General features: G+C 75.7%; 11 protein-coding genes and 1 pseudogene. 6 read left to right on the top strand and 6 right to left on the bottom strand.

The genetic code is table 11. From position 1 onward, the window contains the following. The first annotated feature begins 167 nt into the window (after window positions 1-167). The 4 genes from F593_RS23505 to F593_RS27970 all read left to right on the top strand — a co-directional run bounded on the left by F593_RS23505 (window position 168) and on the right by F593_RS27970 (window position 3,696). Entirely contained in the window at window positions 168-803 is a 636-nt protein-coding gene (locus F593_RS23505; protein ID WP_022928278.1) for a TetR/AcrR family transcriptional regulator, read from the top strand. 139 nt (window positions 804-942) lie between these two features. Next, the gene (locus F593_RS23500) at window positions 943-2,385 is read left to right on the top strand and encodes a DHA2 family efflux MFS transporter permease subunit (RefSeq protein WP_022928277.1); all 1,443 of its coding nucleotides are present in this window, start codon (window positions 943-945) and stop codon (window positions 2,383-2,385) included. A gap of 41 nt (window positions 2,386-2,426) precedes the next feature. Beyond that, on the top strand, window positions 2,427-3,029 hold the full coding sequence (locus F593_RS0108200; protein WP_022928276.1) for a hypothetical protein: 603 nt from the start codon (window positions 2,427-2,429) through the stop codon (window positions 3,027-3,029). Window positions 3,030-3,033: 4 nt separating this feature from the next. Beyond that, window positions 3,034-3,696 (top strand): NUDIX hydrolase, encoded by a 663-nt coding sequence (locus F593_RS27970; protein WP_211216160.1) that lies wholly within the window; start codon window positions 3,034-3,036, stop codon window positions 3,694-3,696. Window positions 3,697-3,700: 4 nt separating this feature from the next. Here F593_RS27970 and F593_RS0108190 read toward each other — a convergent pair whose 3' ends face one another. The 4 genes from F593_RS0108190 to F593_RS23490 form a co-directional block, all read right to left on the bottom strand. Continuing rightward, window positions 3,701-4,324 (bottom strand): hypothetical protein, encoded by a 624-nt coding sequence (locus F593_RS0108190; RefSeq protein ID WP_022928274.1) that lies wholly within the window; start codon window positions 4,322-4,324, stop codon window positions 3,701-3,703. Window positions 4,325-4,432: 108 nt separating this feature from the next. Continuing rightward, a complete protein-coding gene (gene bktB, locus F593_RS0108185) occupies window positions 4,433-5,620 on the bottom strand; it encodes a beta-ketothiolase BktB (protein ID WP_022928273.1) in 1,188 nt (395 codons plus the stop codon). Window positions 5,621-5,750: 130 nt separating this feature from the next. After that, the gene (locus F593_RS0108180; protein WP_022928272.1) at window positions 5,751-6,578 is read right to left on the bottom strand and encodes an MBL fold metallo-hydrolase; all 828 of its coding nucleotides are present in this window, start codon (window positions 6,576-6,578) and stop codon (window positions 5,751-5,753) included. Window positions 6,579-6,691: 113 nt separating this feature from the next. After that, a complete protein-coding gene (locus F593_RS23490; protein ID WP_022928271.1) occupies window positions 6,692-7,741 on the bottom strand; it encodes a TerC family protein in 1,050 nt (349 codons plus the stop codon). Window positions 7,742-7,933: 192 nt separating this feature from the next. Here F593_RS23490 and F593_RS23485 point away from each other — a divergent pair, with 192 nt between their 5' ends. Then, on the top strand, window positions 7,934-9,826 hold the full coding sequence (locus tag F593_RS23485; protein ID WP_022928270.1) for a nicotinate phosphoribosyltransferase: 1,893 nt from the start codon (window positions 7,934-7,936) through the stop codon (window positions 9,824-9,826). Window positions 9,827-9,972: 146 nt separating this feature from the next. On the opposite strand, the pseudogene F593_RS23480 reads toward F593_RS23485, so the two are convergent. Both F593_RS23480 and F593_RS23475 read right to left on the bottom strand, forming a co-directional pair. Then, a pseudogene (locus tag F593_RS23480) lies at window positions 9,973-10,488 on the bottom strand (methylated-DNA--[protein]-cysteine S-methyltransferase); the annotation flags it as partial. Next, the gene (locus F593_RS23475; RefSeq protein ID WP_022928268.1) at window positions 10,485-12,203 is read right to left on the bottom strand and encodes a DNA-3-methyladenine glycosylase 2 family protein; all 1,719 of its coding nucleotides are present in this window, start codon (window positions 12,201-12,203) and stop codon (window positions 10,485-10,487) included. The pseudogene F593_RS23480 and the gene F593_RS23475, both read right to left, overlap by 4 nt. Window positions 12,204-12,349: 146 nt before the next feature. Here F593_RS23475 and F593_RS23470 point away from each other — a divergent pair, with 146 nt between their 5' ends. Beyond that, entirely contained in the window at window positions 12,350-13,549 is a 1,200-nt protein-coding gene (locus F593_RS23470) for a S1C family serine protease (protein WP_022928267.1), read from the top strand. Window positions 13,550-13,600 lie beyond the last annotated feature (51 nt).

Here is a 13,600-nt window from a genome sequence, read left to right as displayed (position 1 = left end):
GCCAGGGCGGCCCGGGTCCGTACCTGCCCGGCCGCCGAGCCCGGCCGGAGCCGGACCACACCCTCCTGCGCGGCGTCCCGGCACCGCGCGGCCGAGCGCTGTCCCGGCCGGGGCCGCCAGCCAACCGCGACTTGACAAAGGAAGGAAGTGAGTGGACACTCACCGCAATGCCGATCCCCCGCAAGAGCGCCGAGGAGCGCCGTGCCGAGATCCTCGAGGCGGCGATGCCGCTGATCGCGGAGCGGGGATTCGACGGCACGCCGACGCTGGCGATCGCGCAGGCGGCGGGCATCTCGCACGCCTACCTCTTCCGCCTCTTCCCGGCGAAGGAGGACCTGAACGTGGCCGTCGTCGCGCGCTGCAACCGGATCATCCGGGAGCGCTTCGCGCACGCCGCCGAGGAGGCCCGGGCGCGCGGCGAGGACCCCGGCCCCGCGATGGGCGCCGCCTACGCCGCCCTCCTGCGCGAGCGCGACACGGTCCTCGTGCAGCTCCACGCGCACGCGGCCTCGCCCACGCACCCCGAGATCCGCGCGGCGATGCGCGCCTCGTTCGCCGACCTCTACGGCGTCGTGGAGCGGGCGTCCGGCGCGGAGCCCGAGGCGCTCCGCGCGTTCTTCGCCGAGGGCATGCTCATGAACGTCGCCGTAGCCCTCGGCCTGAGCGAGCTCGACGCCCCCTGGGCCCGCGCGCTCGCCCCCGTGAAGGAGCTGCCCGGCGACGTCCCGTGCGCTCCGCCGGCCGGCGACCCGGCAGCGGCCAGCACCTCCGCCGCCGATCCGGAGGACGCCCCGAGGCCGTAACGCCCCGGTCCCGTCGCCCCAACGCGGCCCGCTCGCGGCCCAATGTGAGCGAGTGCTCACGCTCTACGCCGCACGCCCACACCTCTTCGCCCTGCACCCCCGGCCCCGCAGCCACCCGCCCCAAGCCCCCGGAGATCCCATGAGCACCCCACCGCCCCTCGCCCACCCCTTCCGCGCCGTCCTCCTCGTAGCCGTCGCGGTCTTCATGACGTCGCTCGACAACCTCGTCGTCGGCGTCGCCCTGCCCTCGATCCGCGACGACCTCGGCGGCTCGCTCGAGGCCCTCGAGTGGACCGTCAACGCCTACACGCTCGCGTTCGCCGTCTTCCTGCTCACCGGCGCGGCGATCGGCGACCGGTTCGGTCGCAGGCGGATGTTCGTCGTGGGCCTGCTCGTCTTCACGGCCGCCAGCGCCCTTGCGGCGATGTCCCAGAGCATCGAGCTGCTCATCACCGCCCGCGCCCTCCAGGGCCTGGGTGCCGCGATCATCACGCCGCTCTCGCTCGCGATCCTGGCCGACGCCGTCCCCGCGGACCGCCGCGGACCCGCGATCGGGCTGTGGGGCGCCGTCTCCGGCCTCGGCGTGGCGCTCGGGCCCGCGGTCGGCGGCGCCGTGGTCGAGGGCGCCGCCTGGTCGTGGATCTTCTGGCTGAACGTGCCCGTCGGCCTGGTGCTCGTGCCCTTCGCCCTCCGTGGCCTGCGTGAGTCCTTCGGCGAGGGCGGCCGGACCACCCCGATCGACCGGCCCGGGCTCGTCCTCTCCAGCCTCGGCCTCTTCGGCCTGACGTTCGGCATCGTCCGCAGCCAGGCGCTCGGCTGGGGCAGCGCCACCGTCGTCGTCTCGATCGCCGGCGGGCTGCTGGTGCTCGCCGCGTTCGTGGTCCTCGAGCGCCGCGCCCGCGCGCCGATGCTGCCCCTGTCGCTGTTCCGGTCCGTCCCGTTCACGGCGACGAACCTGCTCGTCTTCGCGATGTTCTTCGGGATGTTCGGCTCGATCTTCCTGCTCGGGCAGTTCTTCCAGATCGTCCAGGGGATGGGGCCGCTCGAGGCCGGCCTGCGCACGCTTCCCTGGACGGGCATGCCGGTGATCTTCGCCCCGATCGCCGGGATCCTGAGCGACCGGATCGGCGCCCGGCCGCTGCTGGTCACGGGCATGGCGCTCCAGTCCGTCGGGCTCCTGTGGCTCGCCTCCGTCACGGCCGTCGACGCGCCCTACGGCGACTTCGTGGTCCCGTTCGTCCTCGCCGGCGCCGGCATGGGCCTCGTCATCGCCCCGGTCACCGGGGCCGTCCTCGCCGCCGCGCCCGCCGCGCTGGCCGGCAAGGCGTCGGGGGCCACGAACATGATCCGCGAGGTCGGCGGCGTGTTCGGCGTGGCCGTGCTCGCGACGGTGTTCGCGTCGAGCGGGTCCTACGTCTCGCCCGAGGCGTTCACGGACGGGCTGCGGGCCGCGGTCCCCGTCGGCGGCGTCGTCCTCGCCATCGGCGCCGTCGTGGGCCTGCTCGCGCCGGGCCGGCGGTGCGCCACGCCGGACGCCAGCACCCCCGCGGAGGCCGCCCCGCTGGCCCCGGCGCTCGACTAGGCTGGCGGACGGCGCGGCCGTCCCCGCCGCGCCGTGCCACCGTGATCCGCCTGCGCCCGCTCCCGTCCCTGATCGTCGCCGCCACGTTGCTGGCCGGTGCGACGGGATGTGGGAGCGACGAGCCGACGACGACCGCCGCGAGGCCCGTGAGCACCGTCGCGGCGCCCGCGGCGACGACCGCCGCCCCGGACCCCGCCGTGCAGGCCCAGGGCTCGCGCGGTGCCGCCACGGGCGCCGCGCCCGCCCCGGCCCCCACCCCGCTGAGCGACTACGCCGCGGGCGGGCGCCCCGCCTCGGCCGAGCAGGCCCGCAGCGTCCGCGGCGCGTTCCGGGCGTTCGCGGCCGCGATCGCCGACCGCGACGCGGACGGCATCTGCTCGCGGACCGTCGGCTTCGAGGAGCTGCTGCGCGCGCAGGGCGGCGGGGGCGGGTCGTGCGAGGAGCTGTTCAAGAACGTCGGCAACGGCGCCGCCGGCCCGTCGAAGCGCGACCTGGCCCTGATCGGCGACGCCGACGTGCTGGTCGCCGACGACCACGCGACGCTCAGCCTCGGCGGCCAGACCCCGGTGCCGATGCGCCGCGTCGGCGGCGCCTGGAAGGTCGACTACGCCGCCTTCGCCGCCACCTCCGTCCCCAAGGGCTGAACCCGTGTCCTCCGACGCCCCCGACTCGCCCCCCACCCCCGCCACGCCGCACATGGCCGCGGCCGTCATCGCGCTGCGCGACGGCGCTGGCGGCATGGAGGTGCTCGTCGGCCAGCGCACCCACGCCGCCCGGTTCATGGGCGGGTTCTGGGTGTTCCCCGGCGGCCGGGTCGATCCGGAGGACGGGGAGGGCGAGGCCGCGTGGCCCGTCGCCGCCGCCCGTGAGCTGCGCGAGGAGGCGGGCGTCGACGTGGCCGCAGACGAGCTCGTGGCGTTCGACCGCTGGGTCACGCCGGAGCCGCTGCCGCGGCGCTTCGACACCGTCTTCTTCCTGGCCCGCGTGCCTGCCGACGTCGTCGAGACGATCGACGGCGAGGAGATCATCGCCAGCCGCTGGGCGACCCCGAGGACGCTGCTGCGGGACGCGGAGGAGGGCCGCGCGGTGCTGGCGTTCCCGACGCTGCGCCAGCTCGAGCACCTCGCCCGCTACGCCACCACCGAGGAGGCGTTCGCGGACTGCCCCGGCGGCGTGCCGGACCCGGTCGTCCCGCGCTTCGACGACACGGACGGCGAGCCGGCCCTCGTCATCCCGGGCCCGGACGGCCGCACGGTCCGCTACCGCGCGGGCGACGTCCCGGCGGGCGAGACCCGCCCGCCGGACGCCTGAGCGCCTACTGGGCCGCGGCGTCGTCCTCCGCGACCTGGGCCTCAGCGCCCGACGCCTGCTGCGCGTCGTCGTCGCCGCTGAGCGCCTCGACCGCGGCCTCGCCGGCGGCCTCCGTGGCCTCGGCGTCCGTCGCCTCGGGCTGCTCGCCCTCGGCGGCGTCGCCGGCCGGCTCCTCGCCCTCGGCCGGCGCGCCGTCCGGGACGGGCTGCGGGTCGATGAGCGCCTCGCGGCCCGTGGCGCGCAGCAGCGCCTCGTAGTGCGGGGCGATGACGTCGTTCATCCCGAGCAGGTCCAGGACCCGGCGGTTGTCGCCCTTGGCCTGGATCGCGCCGCGGGCGATGGCGATCGTGAGGTTCTGGCGGCCGAGCCACAGCTCGTGGCCCGTGTCGGCGTCGAGCGTGAGGATGACCTCGGGGTTCGGGGTGCCCTCCGGGACGTCGCCCAGGTGCACGGCGGGAGCGTCGCCCTCGCGTGCGACGAGCGTCACCGTCGTGTCGGGGTTGCGGTAGCGCAGCTGGACGACGGAGTCCAGGCGGGACAGGCGCAGCCCGACCTCCTGGTCGGTCGCGAGCTCCTGCATGAGCCGGCCGAGGGTGTCGTGGACGTCGTCTGCGGTGGTGAAGAGCACGTACTCAAACCTTGGAGAGGGGACGGCGGGAAGCCGTAGGCCACGGACCCTAACGCGTGGACGGCGCGGACGGAGCGGCGCCACGCCGCGCCGCCCGCGCCCCTCGGACTACGGGCGCTCGAGCAGCAGCGCGATGCCCTGGCCGCCGCCGATGCAGAGCGAGACCAGCGCGTAGCGCTCGCCCGTCCGCTCGAGCTCGCCGAGCGCCTTCACGGTGATCGCGGTGCCGGACGCGCCGATCGGGTGCCCCATCGCGATCGCGCCGCCGTTGGGGTTCACGCGCGGGTCCTCGTCGTCCAGGCCGAGCTCGCGCATGACGGCGAGCGACTGGGCGGCGAATGCCTCGTTGAGCTCGATGACCCCCACGTCCTCGAGCTTCACGCCCGTGCGGTCCAGCACCTTGCGGATCGCCGTGACGGGGCCGATGCCCATGATGTTGGGGTCCACGCCGGTGGTGGCGTAGCCCACGATCTTCGCCCGCACCGGGGTGCCGAGCTCCTGCGCCTTCTCCGCCGAGAGCAGGACGACGGCCGCGCCGGCGTCGTTGAGGCCCGACGCGTTGCCGGCGGTGACCGTGCCGTCCTCGCGCTTGAACGCGGGCTTGAGCTTCGCCAGCGCCTCGAGCGAGATCTCCTCGCGGATGTGCTCGTCCGTGTCGAAGACGACCTCGCCCTTCCGGGTCTTGATCGTGACGGGTGCGATGTCGTCCGCGAACTTGCCCGCGGCGCGCGCGGCGGCGGCCTTCCGGTGCGAGGCGAGCGCGAACTTGTCCTGGTCCTCGCGCGAGATCGTGTCGCGCTCGGAGAGGTTCTCCGCGGTCACGCCCATGTGGATCTTGCGGAACGGGTCCGTGAGGCCGCCGACGACGGGGTCGACGAGCTTGCCCGGGCCCATCTTGGAGCCCCAGCGCGCGTCCGGCACCCAGTACGGGGCCTGCGACATCGACTCGGCGCCGCCGGCGACCGCGACGTCCACGTCCCCGGTCTGGATGTGCATCGCCGCGGTGATGATGGACTGCACGCCCGAGCCGCAGAGGCGGTTGACCGTGAGCGCCGGCGTCTCGATCGGAATGCCCGCCGTGACGGAGACGACGCGCGACATGTACATGTCGTTCGTGCTCGAGTGGATCACGTTGCCGATGACGACGTGCTCGATCTGCTCCGGCTTGAGGCCCGAGCGCTCGACGGCGGCCTCGACGGCGACGCGGCCCAGCTCGGTGGCCGGGACGTCCTTGAGGGACTTCCCGTAGCTGCCGATGGCCGTGCGGGCGGCCGAGGCGATGACGACACCGGTCATGTGTGACTCCTGCGTTCTCGAGGGCGGGCGGCGCGGGGCCGCGGTGAGCTCCCGACGACGCCGGGAGCGGTGCAGACCGCGGAGCGTAACGGGCCGTCGCGCCGCAATGCGACCAGGAGTCGGAAAGGCCCTACAGCCCGTCGAAGTCGCCGAAGTCCTGGCGCTCCACGCCGGCGGGCAGGCGGCCCTCGTCGTCGAGCTTGTCCAGGTGGGCACGCAGGGTCACGGCGGCGGCGATCCGCAGGATGCCCGGGGCGTCGTCCCAGACCGCGTCGAGCAGCTGCTCCGCGGTGCGGGCGCCACCGTCGAGCGCGGCGACGAGCCGCCGCTCGCGGTCGAGCCGGTGGGCGACGTACTCGTCGAGCTTGGCCGTCGGGTCCGTCACGGCCGGACCGTGGCCGGGCAGCAGCAGCCCCAGGCCCCGCCCACGCAGACGCCGCAGGGCGTCGAGGTACCGGGCCAGGGCCCGCTCGTGGGGCACGAGCAGCACGCTGCCGCGGCCGAGGACGAAGTCCCCCACGAACGCCGCGTCACCCGCGACGAACGCCACGTGGTCGGCGGCGTGCCCGGGCGTGGCGACGACGACGAACGGGCCGACGGCGTCGCCCTCGCCCACCCCGACGCCCGTCGTGCCCTCGGGCGCGCCGTCCGGCGTCCACCCGCCGTGCGAGGCCACGGGCGCCGGACCGCAGCGCTGCAGCAGGCCGAGGACCCCGTCGGCGTGGTCGTCGTGGCGGTGCGTCAGCGCGATGCCGGCCAGGCCGCCCGCGGCCGCAGCGGCCGCGGCGACGGCGTCGAGGTGCGGGGGCAGGTCGGGGCCCGGGTCGACCACCCACGCGCCGTCCGCGACGGCGAGCAGCCACGTGTTCGTGCCCTCGAGGGTCTTCGGGCCGGGGTTCTCGGCGCGGAGCAGCGAGATCCCGCGCTCGACGAGGCCGGGCACGGGGGCGTCGGGCATCCGGCGACCCTAGCGCGGGCCCGCCGCGGCGCCCGTGCCGACGGCCCGCCCCCAATGGGGCGCGGCCGTCTCGGAGGGGCGGCGGGGGTCGCTGCCGCCCCGCCCGCCGTCGCTCAGGAGCCGGCGACGGGGCCAGGCGTCGCCGTCGGGCCGGGGGTCGAGGGCGGGTTCGTGCCCTCCGGGTTCTCGTCCTTCGGCCAGCGGCGCGAGGCCCAGGCGGCGACGAGGAGCGTGCCGATGATGACGACCAGCGAGATCCAGATCGGCATGTGCCAGACGTCGGTCAGCAGCATCTTGGCGCCGACGAACGTGAGGATGAACGCCAGGCCGTAGTTGAGGTAGTGGAACCGCTCGAGCAGGCCGGCGACGAGGAAGAACAGGGACGTCAGGCCGAGCAGGGCGAAGGCGTTGGCGGCGAAGACGATGAACGTGTCGCGGGTGACCGCGAAGATGGCCGGGATCGAGTCGATGGCGAAGACCACGTCGAACGTGGCGACCATCGCCAGCGCGGCGAACATCGGCGTGGCCATCCGCTTGCCGTTCTTCTTCGTGAAGATCTTCGAGCCCTCGTAGTCGTCCGAGAGCGGGACGACCTTGCGCAGGAGCTTGAGGATCGGGTTCTTCTCCGGGTCGACCTCTTCGCTGTCGTGGGTCGCCATCCGGATGCCGGTGATGACGAGGAACACGCCGAAGACGTAGATCATCCAGTGGAACGTCTCGAGCAGCGCGCCACCCACGAGGATGAAGATCGCCCGCAGGACGATCGCGCCGATGATCCCGTAGAAGAGGACCTTCCGCTGGGAGGCGATGGGCACCGCGAAGAACGAGAACAGGATCGTGAAGACGAACAGGTTGTCCAGCGAGAGGCTGCGTTCGATCACGTAGCCGGTGATGTACTCGCTCGCGTGCTTCCCGCCCATCCAGGGGATCAGCACGAGCGTGAACGCGAGCGCCAGCAGCGTCCAGAAGATGCTCCAGATCACCGACGAGCGGAAGGGCGGCGTGTGCGGGTCCTCCGGCGTGCCCTCGGACTTCGAGTGCACCACGAGGTCCAGCACGAGCATCGCCACGATGAACGCGGTGAAGGCGAGCCAGACCCAGATCGGGTGCGTGTTGCCGGATTCGGCGCCCCCGGAGGAGGCGGCGAGCAGAAGGTGGTTCATGGGGAGAGGGACTCCGACCGAAGGGTGGAACTGGGGTCGAAGGTCTCTCCCACCACAGAGGGTGAACGCACCGGGCCGATGGGCGGCCGTACTGACGGCGACGTCGCTTGCGGGATACTGCCCTTCTCCTCGAGAGGGTAGCGGACGAGCGCCAAGGCGCCCGAAAGGTCCGTCGCCCGACCCCGGCTTCCCGTGACCGTTCTCCAGACCGATCTGTACACCCTCACGATGGCGGACTCGTTCGTCCGCCACGGGCAGGACGACCTCGTCTCCTTCGAGGCCACGATCCGGAGGCTGCCCCCGGGACGCTCCTGGGTGATGGTCGCCGGGGTGGCCGAGGTCGTGTCGAGCCTGCTGACGCTGCGGTCCTCGCCGGAGGAGCTGGCCTGGCTGCGCGCCGACGGCCGCTTCTCCGACGCGCTCCTGGAGCGCCTGGAGCGCCTGCGGTTCACGGGCACCGTCTGGGCGATGCCCGAGGGCACGATCGTGCCGGCCGGCGTCCCGCTCGTCCGCGTCACCGCTCCCCGCGTGGAGGCCGCGCTCGTCGAGCCCGCCCTCCTCGCCGCGTTGAACTACGCCACGCGGATCGCGACGACCGCCGCCGAGATCGTGCGGGTGGCCGGCGGTCGCCCCGTCTTCGACTTCTCGCTCCGCCGCCTCGACGGGCCGGAGGCGGGACTGACGACGGCGCGCTCCTCGTGGCTGGCCGGGTTCGCCGGCACCGCGCTGCCCGAGGCGGGCCTGCGCTACGGCGTGCCGACGGTCGGCACGATGGCCCACCACGCCGTCATGGCCCACGGCGAGGCGCACGAGCAGGACGCGTTCGCCGAGGCGCTGGGCGACCACCCCGAGGGCACCGCCGTCCTCGTCGACACCTACGACGTCGGCCGCGGGGTCGAGCGCGCGATGGCTGCCTCCCGCGCCACGGGCGTGCCGCTGCACGGCGTGCGCATCGACTCGGGGGATCTCGCCGAGGAGGCCCGGCGCGCCCGCGGCCTGCTCGACGCCGGCGGCTTCGGCACGACGGAGATCATGCTCACGGGCGACCTCGACGCCGACGCGATCGCGCGGCTCGTGGCCGACGACGTCCCCGTCGACGGCTTCGGCGTCGGCACCCGGCTGCGGCGCGGGGACCCGCTCGGCGGCGTCTACAAGCTCTGCGCCCAGCACGACGCGGCCGACGCCTCGCGGCGCTTCGTCATGAAGCGCTCGCCGGGCAAGGAGACGGACCCCGGCGTCCACCAGGTCACGCGCCTGGCTCCGCGCGCCGACGGCGCCGCCACGATCGAGCACGAGATCCACCTCGCCCACGAGGCGGTCCCGGGCGTGCCCCTCCTGCGCCCCGTCATCCGCCGCGGCGCGGCCGTCCCCGGTGCAGTCGCCCTCGACGACGCCCGCACGCACGCCGCGGCCGAGCTCGCCGCGCTGACCGGCGGGGCCGACGTGGCCGCGCCGTGCCGGTCCGGTCAGCTCCTCGCCCTCCGCCAGCGGCTGTCGTCGCCCGTCACGATGGGTCCGCGCGACGCGCTGCTCGTGGTCGACGTCCAGCGGGACTTCCTGCCCGGCGGGGCGCTCGGCGTGCCCGAGGGCGACCGCGTGCTCGCCCCGATCGGCCGCCTCCTGGACGCCGCCCGGGCCGCGGGTGCCACGATCGTTGCCTCGCGCGACTGGCACCCGGAGGGCCACGTCTCCTTCGCCGCGCAGGGCGGACCCTGGCCGGACCACTGCGTGGCCGACACCCCCGGCTCGGCGCTGCACCCCGACCTCGACCTCACCGACGTGCGGGTGCTCGACAAGGGGACCGACGTGGCCGTCGACGCGTACTCCGCGTTCGACGGGACGGGGCTGCTCGACGACCTGCGCGCCCGCGGGGTCCAGCGCGTCGTCGTCGCGGGTCTCGCAACGGACTACTGCGTGCGGGCGACCGCGCTCGACGCGCTCCACGGAGGGCTCGACGTCACCGTCGCCACGGACGCCGTCGCGGCCGTCGACGTACAGCCGGGCGACGGCGAGCGCACGCTGACCGAGCTGCGCGAGGCGGGGGCCACGCTCAGCGTCGCCCCCAGCGCGCCGGCGCTCTCCTAGGCCCCGGCGACGGCCGGCGCGGGAGCGGCCCGCGTGGGGTCGTCGGCCCCCGGGGCGGGGACCGCGGACACCGAGGGTGTCGCGGCCGCGGTCGGTCCGCCGGCCGCGCCAGGCGCGAACAGGCCGGCGCCAGGGGCGTGCTCGGCCTCGTGGGCCAGCAGGATCCGCTTGACCTCGAGGCCCCAGCGGTAGCCGCCGAGCCCGCCGGACGAGGACAGCACCCGGTGGCAGGGGACGAAGGGCGCGACGCGGTTGCGCGAGCACGCCTGCCCGGCGGCGCGGGACGCCCGGGGCAGCCCGGCGTCCGCGGCGAGCCCGGCGTACGTGCGGGTCTCCCCCGCCCCCACGGCCCGCAGCCGCTCGCGCATCCGCGCCACGGGGGCCGCGGGGTCGACGTCCTGGCGGACGACGACGGCGTCGAGCGCCGCGACGTCGCCGGCCAGGTACGCGCGGGCGGCGGCGACGGCCGCCGCCGTGGGGCCGTCCTCCGTGTCGTCGACGACCTCGGGACCGCCGCCCACGCGCGCGGCGGCGGGCAGCAGCGCGAGCAGCTCGTCCGTGCGGGCGGTGAACCCGCTGGCCCGCACGGCGCCGTCCGCGTCGGCGAGGACGGTGAGCGGGCCGGCGGGGGTGTCGACGACGGCGCGGTGCAGGACGGTCATGCGGGGGCCTCCTCGGCCTTGCGGGTGGTGCTGGTGCTGCGGGTGGGGGTGCTGCGGGTGCTGGTGACGCTGCAGGTGCGGTGGGGGGCGCCTCCGGTGCTGGGCGCGCCCACCGGATCCGCGCCACGGGTCGTGCCGGAGCGCGGCGCGGGGACCGCGGCGGCCCACAGGTGCTGGGCGGCGTAGGCGCGCCACGGGGCCCAGTCGGCGGCCCGCGCGGCGAGGGCGCGGGCCTCGTCGGGCAGGCCGAGCGCCGCTGCGCCCTGGCGGACGCCGAGGTCGGTGGCCGGGAACGCGTCGGGGTCGCCGAGGGCGCGCATCGCCACGTACGAGGCGGTCCACGGGCCGATGCCGGGCAGGGCCAGCAGCTGCTCCCGGACCTCGTCCCGCGGCGCGCCGCCGCCGAGGTCGAGCTCGCCGCCCGCCACCGCCTCCGCAAGCCCGCGGAGCGCCCGGGCGCGGGCCCGCGGCATCGCGAACGCCTCGTCGGGCAGCGCCGCCACCGCCGTTGGCGACGGGAACCGCCGCAGCGCCTCGCGTTCCGGACCGGAGGCGGCCGCGTCGGACGGGATCGGAGCGAAGGAGGCCGCGCCGGACGGGTCGGCGCCGGCAGGGTCCGCGCCCGCCGGGAGCGGGTCGAGCGCCGAGCCCAGGGGCGCCCCGTGGGCGAGCACGATCCGCCCGAGCACCGTCCGCGCCGCCACGACGGAGACCTGCTGGCCGATGACCGCTCGCACGGCGAGCTCGAAGCCGTCGACCGCGCCGGGCACGCGGCGGCCCGGCGTGGCGGCGACCGCGGGCGCCAGCGCGGGATCGCGGGCCAGGTGCTCGTCGACGGCGACGGGGTCGGCGTCCAGATCGAGCAGCCGGCGGCAGCGGGCCACGGCCGCGGCCAGGTCACGCAGGTCGCTCAGGCGCAGCGTGCACTCGACGGCCCCGGGCGCGTCGCGCAGCACGCAGACCCCGGGGCCGTGGGGCAGGTCGAGGCTGCGGACGTAGGCGTCGCCGTCCGCGCGGTCCAGGCCGGGGACCAGGCGCGCGCGGAGGAACGCGAAGACCTCGCCGCCCGGGAAGGGGTCGCGCCGGGGCAGCCGGAGCGTCAGCGGCGGCGGCGTGCCGCCCGCGTCGGCGGGCACGGCGGCGCGGGCCCCGCGGCGCAGCTCCGTCGGCGTGCGGCCGAACGTCTCGCGGACCGTCTCGTTGAACTGCCGCAGGCTGCCGAACCCCGCCGCGAACGCGACGTCCGTGAACGTCATCGCGGTGCCCTCGATCAAGAGCGCCGCGGTACGGGCGCGCTGGGCCCGCGCGAGGGCGAGCGGGCCGGCCCCGAGCTGCGCGACGAGCACGCGGTGCAGCTGCCGCTCGGAGTAGCCCAGCCGCGCCGCGAGCCCGGGCACGCCGGTGCGGTCGACCTCGCCGTCGCCGATGAGCCGCATCGCGCGCCCCGCGACGTCGGCGACGAGGTCCCACTCCGGGGCGCCGGGCGAGACCTCGGGCCGGCAGCGCATGCACGCGCGGAACCCGGCCTGCTGGGCGGCAGCGGCCGTCGGGTAGAAGCGGACGTTCTGCGGCTGCGGGGTCCGTGCCGGGCAGGAGGGGCGGCAGTAGATCCCGGTCGACGTGACGGCCGTGTAGAAGCGCCCGTCGAAGCGGCGATCGCGGCTCTGGACGGCCGCGTAGCGCTGCGCGAAGTCGTGGGTGGTTGCGGCGGGCACGTCCCGGATGGTCGCAGGCCGCGGGGCGGCGGCCTAGCGGGAATCGGACACGGGGATGAGCCGCTTCGCTGCTTCTTCGGTGGCCTTTCCGCACCTCTTCACGCCCGTTGGGGGACGGGTCAGCGACGCCCGTCACCGTGGATGACATGAAGCAGCCGACCCGCTCGATCATCGTGATGTGCGCCGCCGCGCTCGCCGGCGGCACGGGCGGCGCGGTGATCGCGACGGAGACCTCCGGACCGGGCGGCACCCAGACCGTCACCCGGACCGCCGAGGCCTCCCTGAACCGGACGGTCGCCGCCACGAGCGACGAGGCGCTGAGCGCGAGCGCGATCTACGCGCGGTCGAAGGACTCCGTCGCGTTCATCACCGCGACGAGCACGGGCGCGTCCGGAGCGGCCGCGGCCGCCGGCGGGGCCGTCGACCCGTACGGACGCGGCGCGAGCCCCTACGGAGAGCAGGGGCAGGACGGCGCAGCGTCCGCCGGCACCGCCACCGGCTCCGGCTTCGTGATCTCCGCCGACGGCTACGTCGTGACGAACGCCCACGTCATCGACGGCGCGAGCCGCGTGACGGCGAAGATCGGCGACGGCAAGGCGCTGAGCGCGAAGGTCGTCGGCGTGGACGCCTCCACGGACCTGGCGCTCCTGAAGGTCACCCCGACCGCGACGCTGCGGCCGCTGACGCTGGCGGACTCGGGCGCGGTCCAGGTCGGCGACGCGATGTTCGCGATCGGCAACCCCTACGGCCTCGACCGCACGCTGACCACCGGCGTCGTGTCGGCGCTGCACCGCAGCATCCAGTCTCCGGACGGCTACGCCATCAACGGCGTCCTGCAGACGGACGCCGCGTTGAACCCCGGCAACTCGGGCGGTCCGCTGCTCGACGCCCGGGGGCACGTCGTCGGCGTGAACTCGCAGATCGCGACGTCGTCGTCGTCCGACGGCACGAGCGGCGGCAACACGGGCGTCGGCTTCGCGGTGCCGTCCGACACCGTCACGCGCGTGGTGCAGCAGCTGCGCGACACGGGCAAGGCCACCCACGCCTACCTCGGGGTCGGCACGAGCGACGGCACCGGCGGCGACGGCACCGGCGCGAAGCTCGCCTCCGTCACGGCCTCGGGTCCCGCCGCGGACGCCGGGCTGCGGGCCGGCGACGTCATCACGAAGATCGGCGACACGCCCGTGGACGACGTCGAGGCGATGGGCACGGCCGTCGACGCCCACCGGCCCGGCGAGCGGGTCGCGGTGACGTACACCCGCGACGGGAGGACCGCGACGGCGCAGGTCACGCTCGGCACGCGGCCGGCCGGGACGACGCAGGCCGCCGCGGCGACCGCGCCCTGAACGGGCCCCTGAAACGACGAAGACCCGCCGTCCGTGAGGACGACGGGTCGG

Source organism: Patulibacter americanus DSM 16676 (assembly GCF_000420025.1).
GTDB lineage: Bacteria > Actinomycetota > Thermoleophilia > Solirubrobacterales > Solirubrobacteraceae > Patulibacter > Patulibacter americanus.
The sequence above is the reverse complement of the archived record's forward strand: the minus strand, read 5'-3'. Positions and strand labels throughout refer to the sequence as shown.